General features: G+C 44.6%; 17 protein-coding genes. 10 read left to right on the forward strand and 7 right to left on the reverse strand.

Annotation, left to right across the window (positions count from 1 at the left end):
* The 3 genes from ACYVAA_RS16325 to ACYVAA_RS16335 form a co-directional block, all read left to right on the forward strand.
* On the forward strand, window positions 1-1,699 hold a 1,699-nt coding region (locus ACYVAA_RS16325; protein ID WP_460543683.1), incomplete at its 5' end, for a sulfatase-like hydrolase/transferase.
* A gap of 22 nt (window positions 1,700-1,721) precedes the next feature.
* On the forward strand, window positions 1,722-2,615 hold the full coding sequence (locus ACYVAA_RS16330; protein ID WP_460543685.1) for a LysR family transcriptional regulator: 894 nt from the start codon (window positions 1,722-1,724) through the stop codon (window positions 2,613-2,615).
* Window positions 2,616-2,693: 78 nt separating this feature from the next.
* Window positions 2,694-3,674, forward strand: a complete 981-nt coding sequence (locus ACYVAA_RS16335; protein ID WP_460543687.1) for a YeiH family protein — start codon at window positions 2,694-2,696, stop codon at window positions 3,672-3,674.
* Window positions 3,675-3,925: 251 nt separating this feature from the next.
* Here ACYVAA_RS16335 and ACYVAA_RS16340 read toward each other — a convergent pair whose 3' ends face one another.
* From ACYVAA_RS16340 to ACYVAA_RS16350, 3 genes are all read right to left on the reverse strand, one after another.
* Window positions 3,926-6,070 (reverse strand): protein-disulfide reductase DsbD family protein, encoded by a 2,145-nt coding sequence (locus ACYVAA_RS16340; protein WP_460543689.1) that lies wholly within the window; start codon window positions 6,068-6,070, stop codon window positions 3,926-3,928.
* Window positions 6,071-6,240: 170 nt separating this feature from the next.
* Window positions 6,241-7,629: a M20 family dipeptidase gene (locus ACYVAA_RS16345; protein WP_460543691.1), complete on the reverse strand. Its 1,389-nt coding sequence runs from the start codon at window positions 7,627-7,629 to the stop codon at window positions 6,241-6,243.
* A 170-nt stretch (window positions 7,630-7,799) separates the two neighbouring features.
* A complete protein-coding gene (locus ACYVAA_RS16350) occupies window positions 7,800-8,732 on the reverse strand; it encodes a hydrogen peroxide-inducible genes activator (RefSeq protein WP_460543693.1) in 933 nt (310 codons plus the stop codon).
* Between the two features lie 228 nt (window positions 8,733-8,960).
* On the opposite strand from ACYVAA_RS16350, the gene ACYVAA_RS16355 reads away from it, so the two are divergent.
* The 3 genes from ACYVAA_RS16355 to ACYVAA_RS16365 all read left to right on the forward strand — a co-directional run bounded on the left by ACYVAA_RS16355 (window position 8,961) and on the right by ACYVAA_RS16365 (window position 11,123).
* Entirely contained in the window at window positions 8,961-9,998 is a 1,038-nt protein-coding gene (locus ACYVAA_RS16355; RefSeq protein WP_460543695.1) for an ABC transporter ATP-binding protein, read from the forward strand.
* A 294-nt stretch (window positions 9,999-10,292) separates the two neighbouring features.
* Entirely contained in the window at window positions 10,293-10,832 is a 540-nt protein-coding gene (locus ACYVAA_RS16360; protein ID WP_460543697.1) for a hypothetical protein, read from the forward strand.
* Window positions 10,833-10,904: 72 nt separating this feature from the next.
* A complete protein-coding gene (locus ACYVAA_RS16365) occupies window positions 10,905-11,123 on the forward strand; it encodes a hypothetical protein (protein ID WP_460543699.1) in 219 nt (72 codons plus the stop codon).
* A 26-nt stretch (window positions 11,124-11,149) separates the two neighbouring features.
* Here ACYVAA_RS16365 and ACYVAA_RS16370 read toward each other — a convergent pair whose 3' ends face one another.
* Entirely contained in the window at window positions 11,150-11,623 is a 474-nt protein-coding gene (locus tag ACYVAA_RS16370; protein WP_460543701.1) for a YcxB family protein, read from the reverse strand.
* 278 nt (window positions 11,624-11,901) lie between these two features.
* On the opposite strand from ACYVAA_RS16370, the gene ACYVAA_RS16375 reads away from it, so the two are divergent.
* The gene (locus ACYVAA_RS16375) at window positions 11,902-12,132 is read left to right on the forward strand and encodes a hypothetical protein (RefSeq protein ID WP_460543703.1); all 231 of its coding nucleotides are present in this window, start codon (window positions 11,902-11,904) and stop codon (window positions 12,130-12,132) included.
* Here the strand turns inward: ACYVAA_RS16375 and ACYVAA_RS16380 are convergent.
* Entirely contained in the window at window positions 12,129-12,545 is a 417-nt protein-coding gene (locus ACYVAA_RS16380) for a Fur family transcriptional regulator (RefSeq protein WP_460543705.1), read from the reverse strand. The two genes, ACYVAA_RS16375 and ACYVAA_RS16380, sit on opposite strands and share 4 nt — an antisense overlap.
* A gap of 168 nt (window positions 12,546-12,713) precedes the next feature.
* Entirely contained in the window at window positions 12,714-15,197 is a 2,484-nt protein-coding gene (locus tag ACYVAA_RS16385; RefSeq protein ID WP_460543707.1) for a zinc-dependent metalloprotease, read from the reverse strand.
* Window positions 15,198-15,679: 482 nt separating this feature from the next.
* On the opposite strand from ACYVAA_RS16385, the gene ACYVAA_RS16390 reads away from it, so the two are divergent.
* On the forward strand, window positions 15,680-16,525 hold the full coding sequence (locus ACYVAA_RS16390) for a mechanosensitive ion channel family protein (RefSeq protein ID WP_460543709.1): 846 nt from the start codon (window positions 15,680-15,682) through the stop codon (window positions 16,523-16,525).
* Between the two features lie 50 nt (window positions 16,526-16,575).
* Here the strand turns inward: ACYVAA_RS16390 and ACYVAA_RS16395 are convergent, their stop codons facing one another.
* Window positions 16,576-16,755 (reverse strand): hypothetical protein, encoded by a 180-nt coding sequence (locus ACYVAA_RS16395; protein ID WP_460543711.1) that lies wholly within the window; start codon window positions 16,753-16,755, stop codon window positions 16,576-16,578.
* Between the two features lie 227 nt (window positions 16,756-16,982).
* On the opposite strand from ACYVAA_RS16395, the gene ACYVAA_RS16400 reads away from it, so the two are divergent.
* Both ACYVAA_RS16400 and ACYVAA_RS16405 read left to right on the forward strand, forming a co-directional pair.
* On the forward strand, window positions 16,983-17,591 hold the full coding sequence (locus ACYVAA_RS16400) for an RNA polymerase sigma factor (protein WP_460543713.1): 609 nt from the start codon (window positions 16,983-16,985) through the stop codon (window positions 17,589-17,591).
* Between the two features lie 467 nt (window positions 17,592-18,058).
* On the forward strand, window positions 18,059-19,171 hold the full coding sequence (locus tag ACYVAA_RS16405; RefSeq protein ID WP_460543715.1) for a FecR family protein: 1,113 nt from the start codon (window positions 18,059-18,061) through the stop codon (window positions 19,169-19,171).
* Window positions 19,172-19,344 lie beyond the last annotated feature (173 nt).

A 19,344-nucleotide genomic window follows, 5' to 3' on the forward strand; every position in this document is an offset into this window, starting at 1 on the left:
TGGTATTTCGACTCCAAATATTGAGGGCTTGGCCAAAACCGGCCTGGTTTTCGACCATGCTTTTTCCAATGGCCCCGTTTGCAGTGTGGCCAGATCTACCTTGATTGCGGGAGCTTATGCTCCTAGGCTAGGTGCTCAGTTTCATAGAAAACTTCAACCTGTTCCCCTTCCTGAGGGCTTAAGCATGTTTCCTACTTATTTAAGAGCAGCGGGTTATTACACCACCAATAATTCCAAGGAAGACTATAATTTTATCAAAAATGAGGGCGTTTGGGATGAGTCTTCCAATAAGGCCACGTTTAAAAACCGGGCGGAAGGGCAGCCCTTCTTCCATGTTTTTAACATTGCCATTTCGCATGAGGGCAGCTTGCATTTTAAGCACGCAAAGATGGGCGAGGAGCCTATCCATCAACTCCCCGATGCGGGAAAACTGCAGCCGAATCATCCCAATACAGCGCTTTTTAAATATACCCGAGCACAGTATTTGTCCAAAATACAGGCCATGGACCGGAAGGTTGGAGAAGTACTGGCCGAGCTGGAGGATGCTGGGCTGATGGACGATACCTTTGTGTTTTATTTTGGAGATCATGGAGGGGTAATGCCGGGGAGTAAGGGCTACCTTTATGAAACAGGTTTACATGTTCCTCTGGTGATCCACGTCCCTGAAAACTATAAGGATCTGGTGAATTATCCCCTGGGCAGCAGGGTTTCCGATTTTGTGAGCTTTGTGGATTTCGGCCCCACGGTGCTTCAGCTGGCCGGGGTGGAAATTCCGGAACAAATGGATGGAAAACCCTTTATCGGGCTGAAGCAGCCATATGAAAATGACCTGACTTTTGGATATGCCGATCGTTTTGATGAGAAATACGACCTGGTCCGATCGGTTCGAAAGGGGAAATACAAATACATCCGCAATTATCAGCCTTTCAACTTTGATGGTCTGATGAATGATTACCGTTACCGGCAATTGGCTTATAAGGAATGGGATGACTTGCATAAAGCAGGTCAGTTGAATGCGGCGCAAGCGCTCTTTTTTGAAGCTAAGCCACCAGAAATGCTTTTTGATGTGGAAAAAGATCCCTTTGAGATCCATAATCTGGCCGAGGATCCGAAGTACCAAAAGCAATTGTTGGAGCTCAGGAAAGTGCTGAAAAGTTGGGTGAAAGGAATGCCCGACTTATCCTTCTATCCAGAATTTGAATTAATCAAGAACGGCTTTGATCATCCGGTAAAATTTGGTCAGCAGCACAGAAAGGAGATTGCCAAGTATGTGGATCTGGCAGATTTGATGTTGAAGAGCTATTCTGAAGTGGAAAAGCCATTGCTCAAAAGTCTGAATTCAGATGATAAATGGGAGCGTTATTGGGCTTTGATGGTGGCCAGTACATTTGGTGATGAAGCCAATCCGTTGGTTGATCGGATAAAATCCATTGCTCAAAATGATCCCGAAATTATCAATCGGGTTCGGGCTGCGGAGTTTTTGGGCTTGACGAGAAATGAAAATCCAGTGCCGGTCATGACGGAGGCCCTGTACCGTTCCGAAGATGGCAATGAAGCCCTGCTGATTTTGAATTCCATCGTGTTGATGCAGGACGGGGCTGGGACCTACAAATTTGATCTTGACTTGGATAACATCAATGTTTCTGTGAAATCCAATGCAGAAGTGAAAAGAAGGCTGGATTATTTGGTCAAGCCATGACAAAAAGGTTTAAATTCGGAGCATGTTCGATTTTCGATTACAGGTTTTTCATACTGTTGCCAAGCGCTTGAATTTCACTAAAGCCGCAGAGGAGCTGTATATTTCCCAGCCAGCGGTGACCAAGCATATTCGTGAAATCGAGCGGCATTACCAGGTGAAGCTTTTTGACCGTAGGGGAAGTAAGATTTCCCTTACCCCTGCAGGTAAAACTTTATACGAACATGCGGATAAGATTTTTGCCATTTACAGGGATTTGGAGTTTGAGCTTAACCATTTCACCCAGGAGCAAAGAGGTGAATTGAGGATTGGAGCCAGTACGACCATTGCCCAGTATATCCTGCCGCCGATCTTGGCCGCTTTTCATGAGAAGTTTCAGGACATCCGGCTTTCGCTCAGCACGCACAATACCGAGCAGATTGAGCGGTCTTTGGAAAGTGGAGAAATAGACCTGGGCATCATCGAAGGACGTTCCAAGCAGCCGCAGTTTAAGTATACCGAGTTTACCAAGGATGAAATTCTCCTTATCGCCCGTACCGATCATCCACTGTCCAAAAAGGAAGGGCTCAGCAAAGAGGAACTTATGGAAATCCCCATTTTGATGAGGGAACCAGGCTCGGGAACCTTGGAGGTGATGGCGCATGCCCTGAAAAGCCTGGATGTCAAACTGGGCCAATTGAAAAAGGAGATGCAGCTGGGCAGTACCGAAAGCATGAAACGCTATCTGATGAATTCTAATGCTATGGCCTTTTTATCGGTATTTACCGTTCTTGAGGAACTCAAAAACAAAACATTTACGGTGATGGATGTGGATGGACTAGCCATCGAAAGGCATTTTTTATTCATTCAGCCCCATGGGCAAAAAGAGGGGATTGTGGATCTCTTTATGAAATTTGCGCTTCATTATAACCTCAGGTAATCGAAGATTGCTAAAAACGATTTCCATTAGATCAACGGTGTCTGCAAATTTGTAATAACCAAATCAAGGGTTATTACAATGGGCAAAGTCAAAGACATCAACCGGAAAATCATTGAGCTTCCTGGCTTATGGGATCAGCGTTTCGCCATCCGTGAAATTCTTTTTTGCTTGGTTGCTTTGTCCTGTTTTTTGTCGGTGATTTCTGCACCTATTGCCCTTTTGATGGGCTTGGTTTTCGCCAATTTTATCGGTAACCCTTTTCCTGCCTTATCCCAAAAACTGGCAGACTATTCTCTGCAACTGGCGGTGGTCGGTTTGGGTTTTGGAATCCAGGCCAAGGAAGCCTTTAGTGTGGGGCAGCAAAGTTTTTGGCTGACCGTTTTTTCCATCAGCGCTACCTTGCTATTGGGATGGGGTTTGGGAAAGTTATTGAAGATAGATCCCAAGACAGCTTTTCTGGTTGCTACGGGTACAGCCATTTGCGGGGGGAGCGCCATTGCAGCTGTTTCGCCGGTGATCAAAGCCAAACAACATCAGATTTCTATGGCACTGGGAGCAGTATTCGTCTTGAATTCCATCGCTCTCTTTATTTTTCCGCTCATTGGGCAGTGGCTGGGAATGAGTGCAGAGGAGTTCGGCACCTGGTGTGCCATCGCTATTCACGATACGAGTTCGGTGGTCGGGGCAGCCAGCCAATATGGAGAAAAGGCCTTGCAGATTGCCACGACGGTGAAGCTTGCCCGGGCACTATGGATTATTCCTTTGGCTGTGCTCATAGCCTTGTTAGGGGGCAAAGGGCAGGGGAAAATAAAAATACCCTATTTTATCGGTTTGTTTGTAGTGGCGGTTATCGCCAACAGTTACCTTGCCATTGACCGGTATAGCGAGGGACTTTCTGCTTTGGCCCAAGCCTTGATGACTTTTGCTCTGTTTGTAATAGGCTGCGGGCTTTCCAGGAAACTGCTTTTTGCCGGGGGGCTGAAGACATTGGCGCAGGCCAGTGTTTTGTGGATGGTCATTGCGGGTGCTATCCTGTGGCTGGTCGTGAAGTGGGTTTAAGAGTCAAAAGAAGATTAATTGGGCAAAGTAAATTTCAAAAAGAAGTCCACGAATTACACGAATTTACACGAATTTTTTTTCTTGGCAGAAAGGAGGACAACAGGTTTAAAAAAACACTCTGATGGCCAGCAAAAGGCCTAAATACTTGGTGCGAAGTTAGGACTTAGTCCCTTTTTCGTGCCAATTAGTGAAATTAGTGGACAAAAAAAGTGCTGAATTGATATCCAGCACCTTTCTTATTATTGGCTTTTTTACTTCTCAAACTCCGCCTTGGCCTTGTCCAGAAAATCCACGAAATTTTGTGGGTTGGTATCATAGGCTTTTGGTGTGACCAGCATTTCTTCCTCATGGTCAAGGATGACATAGTAGGGCTGGGCATTATTGTTGAACTTGGTGATCTGGAAATCGGCGTTTTGCTTGCCGATGGTCTTTTTCACTTTATTGTCATAAGCCGAGGTGTACCAGTCCGCTTCCGGTAGCTCTGTTCTTTCGTCCACATAAAGAGCGACCAACACAAAGTCGTTTTTCAGTCTTTTCAGTACCTCGGGATCTGACCATACCTTGGCTTCCATTTCGCGGCAGTTGACGCAGCCGTGTCCGGTAAAATCAATGAACAGGGGTTTGTTTTCTTGTTTTGCCACTCTCAGGGCCTGTTCATAATCAAAGTAGCCTTGTAGGCCATGAGGTAAATGCAGCAGGTCCGCAAATTTAGGTTTTTCGGTCATCGGGTTATCCTCCGAGACAGCCCCTTTATTTTCCCGGATCAGTTTTTCCACATTAAAATCATGTGTAGACATCGGGGGAAGGTAACCACTAAGGGATTTAAGCGGGGCGCCAAATAATCCAGGGATCAGATAGATCACAAAGATGAAAGTGGTGATGGCCAGCAAAAGTCTGGGAACACTGATGGCTTCCATAGGGGAGTCGCCGGGTAACCTTAGTTTGCCCAATAAATAGAAGCCCAGCAAAGCAAAGATCACGATCCAAATGGCCAGGTAGATGTCCCGGTCCAGCAGTCCCCAGTGGTACACCTGGTCGGCTACGCTGAGGAATTTAAAGGCCAAGGCCAGTTCCAAAAAGCCCAATACTACTTTTACGGAATTTAACCAACCACCGGATTTGGGCAGGCTATTGAGCCATTCGGGAAATACTGCAAACAGGGTAAAAGGAATGGCAAAGGCCAGTGCAAAAGCTCCCATGCCCAATATGGGCTTGAGGATTTCGCCTCCTGCAGCCTCGATGAGGATGGAACCGACGATCGGTCCGGTGCAGGAAAAGGATACCAGCACCAAGGTGAAAGCCATAAAGAAGATGCCCGTGAGGCCTCCCTTGTCAGCTTTGGCATCTATTGTATTGACCAATCCGCTAGGGAGGGTGATCTCAAACAGCCCCAAAAAGGCGAAGGCAAAGAAGATAAACACCAGGAAGAAAAAGATGTTGGGCAGCCAATGGGTGGAAAGCCAATTGGCAAACTCAGGTCCCTGAATGGCGGCAACGATGGTTCCTGCCAAGGTGTAGATAAGAATGATGCTCAGTCCATAAATGATGGCATTCCTTATGCCATGTGCCTTGGATTGGCTCCTTCCCGTAAAGAAAGTTACTGTCATAGGAATCATCGGAAATACACAGGGAGTCAGCAATGCTGCCAGTCCACCTAAAAATGCCGCAATCACGAAGGGTAACATGGAAGTGGCATCGCCCTGCTTACCTTCCGGAGCCAGGCTTACTTCAGGAATTTTGGTGCCTTGTCCCTTGGTGTCAGCTGTTTCAGTTTTCACCGCCTGGGGAGCAGCGGCTTCCGTGATTTCTGTTTGGATGGTGTCTTTATCATTTTCCTCAACCGCTTCTTCGGGAACTTTTTTCTCCTTTACCGAAGGGGCCTCTGTGCCGGCAGGTGCAGGTTTCTCCACTTTTTGGGCAATTGCATTGATGGTTTTGTTGAAGTCCTCATCATAAGGCACACATTGACCGGTAATGTCGGAACACATCTGATAGGACATCACTCCACTTACCTTTGCCTGCTCGTCCGTGATTTTTACCTTCTGCCTGAATTCGGCCTTTCCGGTAAAATAGCTGACCTCTCCTTCCCAAATTTCATCCATCTTTCTTTTGGGCGATACGGGCTCCAGGTTGCCGATTTTTTCCAGACCTGAAGAAGCTTCTAAGCTGAGCTCTGTGAGCATGGGCCCCAGATCAGGATCAAAGTCGTTGGAGTAAATGTACCAGTTTTGGGGAATTTCAGCCTTGAAGATCAGGGTGACTTCTTCTCCCACGCTTGGATTGTCTTTGGAGACAGTCATCTGCCACTTTGGAGGCTGGATGATTTGTGAGAATGCCGAAAGGCTAATTAGAAGGAAAACCAGCGTAAGCTGAAGCGATTTAGAAAGGGTACTCATTCCGTTGTTTATTATTACATATGAATAAAGGTATTACAGGAAGAATTCTCGATTAGTTCCTTACAAGAAAACCACAAAAGAAACTCCGTATCAATGAGATCCTGCCGAAAGGACCAGATTTAATTTACGGTTGATTTCCTTTGTGGTTGTATCTTTTAACTGTGAAAAGCTTATTTGCCCGAAAGTTTTCGGAAAGTTTTGAAGAAGGCAACAATGGTTTCAATGCCCATCAGGTAGTTTTTTACCCCGAAATGTTCGTTGGGAGAATGGATGGCATCCGTGTCCAGGCCGAAGCCCAACAGAATGGGGTCCAGTCCCAGTTCTTCCTGAAACAGGGAAGTGATCGGTACCGAGCCACCTTCACGGGTAGGGATCGCTTTTTTACCAAATACTTCCATGACGGCCTCTTCGGCTGCCTTGTATCCGACAGAAGAGGTAGGCACCACACAGGGTTTGCCTCCATGGTGAGGGGTTACTTTTACTTTTACCGATTCGGGGGCCAGTGACTCAAAATACTTTTGGAAGAGCTCCGAAATTTCGTGGTGGTTCTGATGGGGAACCAGTCGCATGGAGATTTTGGCGTAGGCTTTTGATGGAAGGACGGTTTTGGCTCCTTCACCGATATACCCTCCCCAGATACCGTTCACATCCAATGTAGGACGGATGCCGGTGCGCTCGATGGTGGTATAGCCCGCTTCTCCTTCCTCTGATTTGATGTCCAGCTTCCGCTTATAATCCTGTAGGTCAAAGGGGGCTTCATTCAGCTTCTTGCGGTATTCAGCAGAAAGTTCTTCTACTTTGTCATAAAAACCTGGAATGGTAATCTTTCGGTCTTCATCCTGAAGCTGCGCGATCATTTTACAAAGGATGTTGATCGGGTTGGCCACAGCACCACCATAGCTGCCACTGTGAAGGTCACGGTTGGGGCCGGTCACTTCCACCTGCATATAGGCCAGTCCCCTCAAGCCCACCGTCACCGATGGGGTATCCAAAGAAAGCATACTGGTGTCCGAGATCAGCACCACATCCGCTTTGAGCTTCTCCTTATTGGCTTTGATGAAGTTTTCCAGATTGTCCGATCCAACTTCCTCTTCACCTTCAATCATAAATTTTATATTGCAGCTCAGCTCACTTTCAGCCATCATGGCCTCAAAAGCCTTGACATGCATGTAAAACTGCCCCTTATCATCGGCAGACCCACGGGCAAAAATAGCTCCCTCGGGATGTAGTGCTGTTTTTTTGATGACTGGATCAAATGGTGCAGAGTCCCAAAGTTCATAGGGATCGGCAGGCTGAACATCATAGTGTCCGTACACCAATACGGTGGGCAAGGCCGGATCAATGATTTTTTCACCGTAGACCACCGGATAGCCTGGCGTTTCGCAGACTTCCACCTGATCAGCTCCCGCTTCGATCAGACTTTCCTTTACGAAGGCTGCGGCTTTGAGCACATCTGCCTTAAACTTTGGGTCGGCGCTTACTGAAGGGATTCGAAGTAGATCCAATAGCTCCTGAAGGAACTTTTCCTGATTTTGCTGGATATAATCTTTCGATGCCATATTTGGGATTTTTGATTGAAAATGAGAAAGCCCAAAATTACATTTTTAAAGCCATCATTCCGAGGTTTGCCAAAAAATTGCAGAAGGCACGGGTTGGCCGTTTTGGAAAAACAGTAAACCCTTAGCTTAAGAGCAGCAACCTGACTGCCGTATTTGACCGATTCTGCCTGTTACTTGAACTTGACCACTTTGCCATGGGCTTTGGAAGTCATTTCTTCCGGTATGGCAGTGGTAATCTCCTTGTAGAGGAGCTCTACCAACCGTTTTTTTAGAAAGCTCCTGGTCAGGATAATGCTTGCTTCACGCATGGGCTGTTCGCCGGAAAAGGGCCTGATACGGGACTTTTCTTCCTCGCTGAGATCAACAGTGGCCAGCTCTGGCAGCAGGGTCACGCCCTTGTAACGGTTGACCATGTTTTTGAGGCCTTCCAGCGAACCGCTCTCATAATGGAAGTTCATGCGCTGGAATTTGTTTTGGTTGCAAATGTTGAGGACTTGGTCCCTGAAGCAATGGCCTTGCTGGAGCACCCAAAAATCATCCACCATCAGGTCTTTTATTTCTATGGCCTCCTTTTCCAGCAAAGCATGGTCTTTGGAAAGGTAGGCATAGAATTTTTCGTAAAACATGGGTTTTTCCACAATGCCCTGTTCATCCAAAGGGGTGACCACAATGCCAAGATCCAACTCATCATTGCGTACCCGCTTGACGATTTCTTCAGTGATCAGTTCCTCTACCTGAAGACGGACCTGTGGGTATTTTTCAAGAAATTTTTTGATAAATAGATGTAAAAGGTAAGGGGCAAGGGTAGGGATAATCCCCAGCTTGATCACCCCGCTGATATTGCCTTTTAACTGGGCAATCAATTCATAAATCCCCTTACTTTCGGAAACCACCTTTTTGGCCTGTTCGATCAGTTGGCCGCCGATTTCTGTAGGGATAACCGGCATTTTGGATCGGTCAAAAATCACCACATCCAACTCACGCTCCAGCTTATGGATCTGTGCGCTAAGAGTGGGCTGGGTTACAAAACAAGCTTCTGCTGCGTGTCCAAAGTGTCGGTGCTTGTCCACCGCCAACACGTATTCCAATTGCTGAATGGTCATTTGCCGGTTTGGTTTTTAGCCTTTAAAAACATGCCTGCAAATATAGGGATCTTTTCCTTTTATTTAGACTTGATTTAAATAATAATCAAAAACCGGCTGGGTACTCACTTTTTGGAGAGGCATTATCCTCCTTTTAAACCTTATTATTCCCAAAATTCATCCATACCAATAATTCCTTTTAAATTTACTGGATTAGGCAAAGTAATGTAAAACCTAGACATCAAGTTAATGAGCTTACTTACGCTTCATCAGATCGGTAAAAAATTTCCCCAAAGCAAAGAGTTCACATTGCAGGATATTTCCTTTGAGGTGAACGAGGGAGAAATTCTGGCTATTGTTGGAGAAAATGGATCTGGTAAAACCACCTTGCTAAAGCTGATAGCTGGATTGGAACATCCGGATAGCGGAAGCATCGTTTATTCGGGGCAGACTATCGTCAACGGCAAATCTTCAGTGCCTGCCAATCACAGGGAGGTGGGGGTCATTTTTGAAGACTATGCTCTTTTTCCTCAAATGACGATTTTGGAGAATGTTCGTTGCGCTCTTCATCGTCAGGAGAAAAACGCCAAGCAAATCGCCATAGATACCCTGGCTTTGGTGGGTTTGGAAAACAGTATGGGGGTTTATCCGCATCAACTTTCTGCTGGTCAAAGGCAGCGATCCGCATTGGCCCGGGCCTTGGCTTCCAGGCCCAAACTGCTCTTGCTGGATGACCCGTTCAGGGCGCTGGACACGCGCTTCAAAAATGAGATAGGCGAGGATCTTCACGATATTGTCAAAAGCAGTGGGGTGACAGCCATTTTTGCCAGCCACCATGCCAAGGATGCCCTGTCGGTAGCCGATAGGATTGCCATCCTCCATAAGGGTAAGCTTCAACAGGTGGATACACCTGCGGATATCTATAAGCGTCCGGCGAATTCCTACGTGGCCAATTTTTTTGGCAAGCGCAACGAGATTTTGGCCACTCCAACCGAAGATGGTTTTTACTGCGGTTTTGGCTTCATCTCTACTCCTCAATCCGGAAACTATACCGGGAAAGTAAAGATCCTTTTCCGCTCTGAAGATGCGCGGATCAAGAAAAATGAGGAGCAACCCTTAAGCGGAGAGGTTGCCCGCACACTCTATTACGGTGATCACCAAATTGTCAAATTGGTGGATGATGAGGGGAAGCAAATCAGTATCAAGACTCCTCCCGGTAAGAGTTTTACCAAAGGCGACCGTTTGTTTTTTACCATGAACAAATATGAAATAGAAGACGCTTTCTAAAATCAGAATGGAAATCATGGGCACCTCCATCCATCGGAATTTGCCTGTGGAATCCATTAGGATTTGATGGCTTCTGTTTGCTTTAAAGAAACCTACCTTCCAAGGAATCCACATCTTGGTAAAGATAGGAGAATGTACAGGAATACCTCCAACATGTCCGGCTTAGCCCTGTGCATTTTATCGGCGGATTTTTTCATTCGGAGATTAAGCCTTATTTTTCGGGTTGATTCAGGCAGTTACGATTTACCAATGGAGTCATTTCCTTTGTGTTAAGAGGCTAAACCAATTATTTTAATGAGCAGAATAGTTACAGGAAATTTCTTCCATTGTTATGCTACAGCCAATGATAAACGGCTTTACCTGAGAGACATTCAAAATTTGGTCAGGATTAAGAATGCAGGCCATGGGGTGAAGCAAGTAGTGCTGTACATCGCCATTAGTGAAGTCAGAGGGGTGAATTTTTTTGATAAGCTGTTTGTCAAGACAGTAAAAAAACTTTTTCATCAACATCCTGATATTGAGCTCAGGAGCATATATTTTAAAGGCAATAAAGGCAGGGACTTCAGCTCCTATGCCTCACTCCATCGAAAAGTGAAAGACCAGGCGGGAAAGGAAGATTTTATTTTTTTTCAGAACAGAAGCGCTTATGGTCCTTATCGGAAAAATTGGTTGGCGTCATTTAAGGAGCAGTTTGAAAAATTTGATGATGTGGCCATTTGTGGCAGTACCATCAATTTCAATGACCATCATGAGCGAAGTACAGCCAGCGCTCCGCACGTGCAAAGCTATGCCTTTCTCACCAAGCTGAAATACCTGGAGATGTTTGGCGGCTGATTTCCGGCCGAAGAAGAAACTGATCGTTTAAAAATTATCCTTAATGGTGAGATAGGGCTAAGTCAGTATTTTTTGAATAAGGATTTCAAGATTACCTGTATGGAATGGCAGGATAAGGCTATTTCAAATAGTTGCGAGGCACTGTATGCGAAAGACATTAAAATTGCTGTCCAGGGCAATCACCAGTTTTACCACCGAAAGTATTTCAGAAGAAACAAGCATCCCAAGGTAAAAAATCCTTTGATCAAACCTGTGATGATCTATTTAAGAAGCATGTGGAAACGCCAATAAAAAAAGCCAGCTTAGCTGGCTTTTTGTTATTTCACGTATCCTTTTCTTTTCAAGATGGTTTCCACAAATTTTCGCTCATTTTCCGTATTGAAGATCTTAAACGGAAGGTGGATGAACTGGGCTTTGGACATGACCAGGATAAAGGCATCTTTGGTGATTTCTGCCCTTTTGATCATGGACCAGTTGATGGGCATTCCTTGCTTTGTATTGATTTTCATAAGGACCTGTCTGCTGTCTATTTCATAGGCCAGCTTGTCAAACATGACTTTATTTTGTTCCATTTGGCTTACACCGGCAAACTGGATTACCCAAAACAGGAGGTAAAGCAAATAAGCAACAACGGCCATGCTGATCCACCACCAAGAAGGGATCCAAAAGTAACCACATGCGATAGCTACTGCAATAAGGATAACCCACCATTGTTCCTTTAAAATATTTTTAAGACCCATTTTTACATAGGTTCCTGTTTCAAGTTTATACTTTTTGGTTTTTACGATCATGGCAATAGTTTTTCGAACCGCAAATATCCGATGATATGAGTTATTTAACAAACGGAATCCTGATTAGCATGCATTTTTTTAGGAAATCAGGTGTTCTGGAAGAGAGGGGCTTATTAAAGTGGTTCAGGGAATGGAGGATAGCGCTTGCTTGGCCCTGTTCTATAAAGTGCCTCCAACAATACGGAAACTTATAGAAGTTTCTATGCAGGATAGCCCCTTAACTTGTTGACTTCTACCGATATTTCTTGTAAATTATCGTAAACCTAAATGCATTGACAATGAGCAGTCTTATCATCGATATGATCCTCTGTGGAATAGCCTACGTGCTGCTCATTTATTTTATTGTGACCATGAACAGGCCTCCTTTTGACAAGGATCAGAACCAGGATGATGATGGGGATGGCGGGGTAGAGGATAATACTCCTCCAAAAATCGATCTGCCACCTGGTGTCATATGGCCCTCAGATGTCCCCAAAGGAAAAAAAACCGGGCCTACGGTGGAAGTCTAGCTGCATTTATTGCAGACGCCCTGGACGAGTAAGCTTTTCTCCTTTACAATGAATCCCTCGGGAAGGCTGATATGTGGGAGGGAGATTTCGGCAATGCACTGGGTTTCTCCACAAACATCGCATTTGAAATGGACATGCTCGTGGTCATGATGTTTTTCGGAAGCATCATGATGACAAAGGGCATATTTAGTAACTCCTGTATCGTCAAGAACCTTGTGGATCAGGTCACTGTCCAAAAAGGTCTTTAGGGTACGGTATATCGTCACCCTATCGAAATTTTCCTTGAGCAGCTCTTCTAGATCAGAATGAGAAAGGGCAATGCCTTTTTTCAGGAAAGTTTTCAGCACATCTCTGCGACAGCTGGTTACCCGCAGTTGATGTTCTTTTAGTATTTCGGCAGTATTTGAAGACATCGTTTTTTGGCTATTTAATGAGTTTTTCCGATCAAAGCAAAATTAACTGAATTTGATGGATTTATTATCATTACTGGGGGGGAGACTCTTTTGCAGCGACTTCCCTTATGCCCAAAACGAGAAAAGAGGGACAATATGTTCCCTCTTTTCTTTGTTAAGTCCCCATTCTTACGATTTGGGATCTAGAATGGTGTCGATCCTGATCAGTAAGTCCTCCAGATGCAACTTGGAGATTTGGTCTGTTGCTTTTGGCAGGGCCCTCGTAATATTTCGCTGCAGGGTTTTCAGTTCTCCCCTGGCGATAGGCCTTATGTCGGACTGGGCGGCATTGATCTGAGCGCCTCTTCCGGAAGCATTTCCTGTAAGTAAGTTCTCCAGTTTTTCCACATAGGCCCGCTGAAGACCGCGTCTGTAGATATCTATTGCCTTGCCCTTGGGCAATTCGGCAAAGATTCCACCTCTTAGGTCATCGAAGACTTCGAGCAAGTCGTAAGCTTCTTCCTCATTCAAAGCGGTATTTTCGATGATCCTGGCCAGCCTGCCCCAGTCCAGCAAACCATAAAGGGTAGAAACCTGAAGGTTCTTGATCCTTTCGGTAAAGCCAAAATCCTCTGTTCTTTTGATGATATCGTCATTGATCAGCCACTGTGGTGTGGCAAACAATTGCTCATTGAGGAATTTGACGGCTGATTTTTGCAGGGCTTTGTCCACATGGCTGTAAACAGGCTTGTCTTCTCCTGAGGATTGATAAACCTCGTATACCCCGCCCACATTGGTGCGGACATGTCCCAAATAGCGGTTGAACTGTGTAACGACCTGCCCGTACATCTCTTTAAGGTCATTATAATCCTTAAATGGCTGGCTTTCCTCGGCAGACCAATCGACCAGTTTTGGCATGATTCGTTGTAGGTTTTTGATTCCGTACTCAGATGCTTTGATGGAATTGTCTCCTAGATCTTCACTTTGTGTGCTGGGATCATAACTGTTTCCCTGGCGGCCATACCTGAATACAGGATCGTCATTTTTCTCCAATATCCATTTGTCCAAAGTAGCCTGCTCTTCTTCCGGCGTTTTGGCATCCAAGATGGGTCTATAACCCCAGGCAACGGCATATTTATCGTAAGGGCCCACATTGGGGAAAAGGTTGACGTCTTTGTCTTCAGGCTGTGCGATATAGTTGAAGCGCGCATAATCCATAATGGATGGGGCCGTACCGTATTTATGGGTAAATGAAGCACTTCTAAGTGAATCCACCGGGTAGGCATGTGAAGAGGCAAAGTTATGCGGCAATCCCAAGGTGTGCCCAACTTCATGGGCAGCAACAAAGCGGATCAGGCGTCCCATGACCTCATCTTTGAATTTGACTCCCTGCGCTTCAGGGTTTACAGCTGCAGTTTGCACGAAATACCAGTTTCGCAATAGGTTCATCACATTGTGGAACCAGCCGATGTCCGATTCGATGATTTCTCCTGACCTGGGATCAGAGACGTGCGGCCCGTAGGCATTCTGGATATCTGAAGCAAAATAACGGATTACCGAATAGCGGGCATCTTCTGCACTCCAAGTGGAGTCCTCTTCAGGAGTAGGCGCATATTTCGCCTGAATGGCATTTCTGAAGCCGGCCTCTTCAAAAGCGGCGTTCCAGTCCTCTACTCCCTGCTTGATGAAAGGAGCCCATTTTTTTGGGGTGGCAGGATCAATATAGTAGACGATGGGTTTTTTAGGTTCTACGAGCTCACCGGCCTTGAATTTTTCAATGTCTTCCTCTTTGATCTCCAGCCTCCATCTATCCAGGTAAGTCCTTTTGGCCGCTTTCTGTTCATCTAGGCCATAATCTACCACGGAAGTGGTAAACCAGCCTACCCTGCGGTCCTCCAGACGCTGCATCATCGGCTCTTTTGGAAGCAAAACCATGGAGGAGTTCATCTCCACGGTGAGGGAGCCCATGCTGGAATTGGAAGGTGGCTCGGAGGCCTCATAGGTCATTACATAGCGGTTTTCTATATTGATGGGATAGGGAGTGATCCGCTCTATGTAGGATCTGTCGCTGCTTAAGCGGGAAACTTTATAGGTCTTTCTTCGGAAAGAGGGGAGACCAATGGTCTTCACATCCTGGGAAAAGAGATCGGTGACCTCTATGACCGTTCCCTTGTCATCTATGGACCTTGACTTGATATCAAATTTAAAAATGATAGGTTCCAGGTTGGAGTTCTTTACGGCATGGTAGATGGGTAAGGAATCCGCGGCAACATTGTTATAGGAAACTTTTTTGAGGAGGATATCATTTCCATGTCGGTCCCAACGGATCACCTGGGTATTGGCTCGCTCTCCACCGTATCCAAGTCCGTCTGCAGTTTTGGCAATGGTGGTTACCAGTAGCATTTCCCTGCCCAGTAAACTGTCCGGGATTTCGTAAAAATATTTATTGTCGATCTGGTGGACACCGAACAGCCCTTCTTTGCTTTTTGCTTTAGAAGTAATGACCGAGGCATAAGGTTTGATACCGTTTTTGTCCTCTTTGGGAGCTGCCGCTTCTGTGGCGTCTTTTTTCTTTTTACGCTGCGCTAGGGCTTCCTCTCCGGGCAGGAGTGTTCCTAACAGCAGCATACAAAGCAACAGTCTCTTGAAAAGTTTTGGGTTGCTTATATTCATGTATTTTATGATTTAGATTAAGCAGCTAAATTAAGTAGGACGGCTATAAAAAGCAGTCATATAGAATGATATTTTATACAAGCGGTAATAAGATGAGATTGCAGAACTTAATTTGGTTTGTTTCGCGAGGCCGATCAGGTTGCCAAAAGAATACCTGTAAACAAAAATGGTAAATGGTAGTTGGTACAATATATGTGGGTATAGTACTTAAAAATTTACTGCAGCTAAATGGAGGGCCCTATTTCCACCAAATGATTGCTGGGCTAAGTCTTCAGTGAGCTTTTAGCATCTTTTCAAAAAGGGTTTCCCACGGAATGGACAAAGCCCTTGCTACCGTTGCCAAAAGAATACCATTTTGTTAACAAGGGCCCGTTTTATTCCATTTCATTTAGAAAATAGTAGCTTTGTTGCGTAAAATCAGTGGATTTGTGATACCAAAGAGATAATTATAATTTAGATTTTAAACCAACCCTTATTATTTTATGGATTTTAACACAGAAACATTACAAACATTGTATGCAAGTTGGGCCGACACGATCAAGGACATAGCCTTGGCCATTGTTTATGCCATTCTTATTTATATCGTTGGTAAGATCATTATCAATAAGATTTTGAGTTCAATGAAAAAGGTCATTGCGGTTCGCAATTCCGATCCCTCATTGACCAACTTCCTGGTTAGCCTGGTTAGTGCCTTGTTGTACATCTTGTTGGTACTTACGATCGCATTTGTATTGGGTATACCCGTCACTTCATTTGTGGCCATTTTGGGTGCTGCAGGTTTGGCCATTGGATTGGCACTTCAGGGCTCGCTTTCTAATTTTGCAGGGGGAGTACTGATACTGCTTTTCAAACCTTTTAAGGTAAATGATGTAATTGATGCCCAAGGGCATCTAGGCGTGGTAGAGTCCATTGATATTCTTTACACCAAAATGAGAACTTTCGACAATAAGGATATCATCATTCCCAATGGTGCTTTGGCCAATTCGGATATTGTAAACATGTCGAACAAACCCACCAGAAGAGCCGAGATAAAGGTAGGGGTGGCTTATGGGACAGACCTGAAGAAAACCAGGGAAATCATCTTGGGTGTCTTGGCTAAGGACGAAAGGGTGCTCCAAGATCCAGCTCCGGTAGTTTTCTTCAGTAATTTTGGGGACAGCTCCTTGGACCTGAGTATCAGGGTGTGGGCAGAAGCGGATAACCTATGGCCGGTTTATTTTGATAATATGGAAGCCTTGAAGGAGGCTTTTGAAGCCAATGATATCGAGGTGCCCTTTCCCCAAAGAGATGTAAACCATTACTATCCTGACGGAAAAGTGGAAGCCTGACAAGCAATTCAAAAAAAAAAGGGAGCCTGATCAAGATGGGCTCCCTTTTTTTATGTCTTAGGTTTATCCCCTGTTTTAGGCTTCTTTTTTGAACTTTTACCGTTTGAGGCACAGCCTATATTTTTTGAGAGTTCAATATCGTCAGGTAAGCCTCCAAACCCTTCACTAAAATCCCATTCTTCTGCGGGCGCTGCGACGTTGTTTTTCTGTTTTTTAGCTTTTTTGCTCATAATGGATTGTACGATACGGGTATTTTTCGGGTTGCTATTGGATCAAAAGGGCACTACAAAGTAATAACTAAAAAAATAGAAGTAACTGGTTTTCTTTGTTAACCATTTGGAAAGTTTTGAGATCTATTGGCAAAAAAATAGATAAATTGTAAATACTTTTAAAAAATAAAACTATATTTAAACATGCTTCTTCCCTGATTATCATTTGATTTTAATTTCCTTTACGAATGCAATCCCAAAATCATAGTGCAAAACATTCCTTGGTAAGTCCCGAAGAGGAATGGTGGATGGCGCTGATTTCTGGAGATCGCACCGGCCTGAAATCTCTTTATGCACATTATATCCATGAGCTCCATCGCTATGGTATGGCCTTGCACCCCAATAAGAGCCTTGTAAAAGACTGTGTCCAGGATGTTTTTGTCAGTCTATGGAAATACCGAAGTAACCTCAAAGGGGGAGTGAATGTAAAATTGTATTTATTTAAATCACTGGGAAACAGGATTCAGCAGGAACTGGCAAAAGAAAGAAAAAGGTACCACGCTGATAGTGCTGAGCACTTTGAGTACTTACTTTTGTCCGATTCCTTTGAGCAAAAAATGATCAAGGAACAGCACCTAAGCTTGTTAAAGAAGAAATTGGCGAGCAGCATGGAAGCTTTGCCTGTCAGACAGCGGGAAGTGATCACACTCCTATTCTTCGAAAACCTGACCTATGAAAAAGTTTCGGAAATCATGGGCATCAACCTCCGTTCAGTGTATACCCTGGCCTGGAAGGCAATTTCCAGTCTTAAGAAAAGTATGATGGTGGTTTCTTTTATTATTCTAAGCTTATTTTAGGCTGAATCCCTTCCTCTATTTAATACATTTTCCCTGCTACTTAGCAATAGTTTAGTAGAACAGCTTAAACCCTAAACATGCAATTTCAGTCCTTCACGACAGTAGTCGGGACAGGCTTTAACGAATCTAGCGGCAAGATAGGGAGAAAAGACTTCCATTAAGGGAGGTTAATTTTTATATGTATATCCGCAAAGACACTAGTAGCTCTAAGTTAGCAAACCATCTCTCACAACTTGTCCGCCTTGGCGGAGAATGCGCAGAAACCCACAGAAAAGGTTTTTTAATTCTGTGGAATCTGTGAGAAGTAAATTTACTGGTGCAATTACGGATAATCGTATATTTTTAAATAAACAGGGTGTTTTTTTGGTGAAAGTGTTGATAGATTCCCTGGATTTTGAAAAATATGTAAAAGTCAGAAAAAACTTCCTGAAGGAAGGATAACTTTTGGCCTCATCGGTCTTATATCTATGAATAAGACTGTTATGAACATTTCTGATTTTTCTATAGAGGATTTCGTTTTGGACGCCAGCTTTAGGAGTTGGGTGCTCAGCCCTACGCCGGCGCTTAATGCTGAGTGGGATCGTTATATCGCGGAATATCCCTTCAAAGTGGAAGAAATAGCCACCGCCCGTAAGATGCTGCTGAACATGACCCAAAAAGTGGCCCATATTTCTGAGGAAGAAATAGCCGATTTGTGGGAAGAAATAGACCAAGAGCTAAATGCGGATATGGATAGTGAAACTCCTTCTCACCACCTTAATAAGAGGTCAGTCCCACTGAACTCCGCAAGCGTCATTGCCCAGTACGATATGACAAAAGTAAAAAAAACCTGGCCACAGTGGCAAAGGGTAGCAGCTATCCTGCTGTGCTGTTTCGGTTTAAGCCTTTTGTTTAACTTTTTTGGGATGCAGGAAGTCCCCATCGAAAATGTAACGCTGGTGTATACCGAATTCAATACTCCTCCCGGGGTGAAGTCGTCCATCAGTTTGAGTGATGGTTCTATCGTCAAATTAAATTCAGGCAGTAAGATCAGGTATGTCAAAGACTTTACGGCTGGAAAAAGAGAAGTCTTTTTAGAAGGAGAGGCTTTCTTTGATGTGGCCAAAGATGCAAACAGGCCATTCACGGTTCATACAGGAAAAACCTCTACCACTGCGTTGGGAACCTCATTCAATATACGGTCCTATGAAGGGGAAGCCCGCGAGGTGTCCTTGCTTACAGGCAAGGTAGTGGTAATTGACAGCACTTTGAAAAAGAAGGTCTTTTTGCTGAGCGGTCAGGGGGTGGAGGTAAATCCTCAGGAAAAGAAGATGGATGAATTCAGGTTTGATGAAGAGGCGGTGACTGCTTGGATGAACAAAAAGATCATTTTTGAAAAAACTCCAATTGATGAAATGGTCCGGACCTTGGAAAACTGGTATGGGGTGAAAATTCATATCGGCAAGAAGCCGGGGGAGTCCTTGCTGGTATCTGGTGTTTTTAGGAATGAAACCTTGAGCAATATCTTACAGGGCTTAAGTTATACGGCCCGGTTTGAATACCAAATAAAAGACAGTAGTGTAAAAATAGATTTTCAATAAGCAAAGTGCCAATGAAGTAAACGATAGCTAGTACCATCCGCCCAAGAAAAGAATCCGGAGTTGCGCCAACAACCCCGGATAGCAAAAGGTATCTGGAAAGTGAACGACCAAATCCAATTCCAGATGATGTTTAAATAAATCAATTGTCAATCAATTCATTAAAACGATGTAAA

The sequence above is a fragment of the Echinicola sediminis genome (assembly GCF_054777495.1).

What these genes read in the sequence shown, in the direction of transcription:
- ACYVAA_RS16335 (WP_460543687.1), top strand. Translation starts at nt 2,694, where the DNA reads ATGGGCAAAGTCAAAGACATCAACCGGAAAATCATTGAGCTTCCTGGC.
- ACYVAA_RS16340 (WP_460543689.1), bottom strand. Translation starts at nt 6,070, where the DNA reads ATGAGTACCCTTTCTAAATCGCTTCAGCTTACGCTGGTTTTCCTTCTA.
- ACYVAA_RS16395 (WP_460543711.1), bottom strand. Translation starts at nt 16,755, where the DNA reads ATGAGCAAAAAAGCTAAAAAACAGAAAAACAACGTCGCAGCGCCCGCA.
- ACYVAA_RS16375 (WP_460543703.1), top strand. Translation starts at nt 11,902, where the DNA reads ATGAGCAGTCTTATCATCGATATGATCCTCTGTGGAATAGCCTACGTG.
- ACYVAA_RS16390 (WP_460543709.1), top strand. Translation starts at nt 15,680, where the DNA reads ATGGATTTTAACACAGAAACATTACAAACATTGTATGCAAGTTGGGCC.
- ACYVAA_RS16400 (WP_460543713.1), top strand. Translation starts at nt 16,983, where the DNA reads ATGCAATCCCAAAATCATAGTGCAAAACATTCCTTGGTAAGTCCCGAA.
- ACYVAA_RS16355 (WP_460543695.1), top strand. Translation starts at nt 8,961, where the DNA reads ATGAGCTTACTTACGCTTCATCAGATCGGTAAAAAATTTCCCCAAAGC.
- ACYVAA_RS16345 (WP_460543691.1), bottom strand. Translation starts at nt 7,629, where the DNA reads ATGGCATCGAAAGATTATATCCAGCAAAATCAGGAAAAGTTCCTTCAG.
- ACYVAA_RS16350 (WP_460543693.1), bottom strand. Translation starts at nt 8,732, where the DNA reads ATGACCATTCAGCAATTGGAATACGTGTTGGCGGTGGACAAGCACCGA.
- ACYVAA_RS16405 (WP_460543715.1), top strand. Translation starts at nt 18,059, where the DNA reads ATGAATAAGACTGTTATGAACATTTCTGATTTTTCTATAGAGGATTTC.
- ACYVAA_RS16385 (WP_460543707.1), bottom strand. Translation starts at nt 15,197, where the DNA reads ATGAATATAAGCAACCCAAAACTTTTCAAGAGACTGTTGCTTTGTATG.
- ACYVAA_RS16370 (WP_460543701.1), bottom strand. Translation starts at nt 11,623, where the DNA reads ATGATCGTAAAAACCAAAAAGTATAAACTTGAAACAGGAACCTATGTA.
- ACYVAA_RS16380 (WP_460543705.1), bottom strand. Translation starts at nt 12,545, where the DNA reads ATGTCTTCAAATACTGCCGAAATACTAAAAGAACATCAACTGCGGGTA.
- ACYVAA_RS16360 (WP_460543697.1), top strand. Translation starts at nt 10,293, where the DNA reads ATGAGCAGAATAGTTACAGGAAATTTCTTCCATTGTTATGCTACAGCC.
- ACYVAA_RS16330 (WP_460543685.1), top strand. Translation starts at nt 1,722, where the DNA reads ATGTTCGATTTTCGATTACAGGTTTTTCATACTGTTGCCAAGCGCTTG.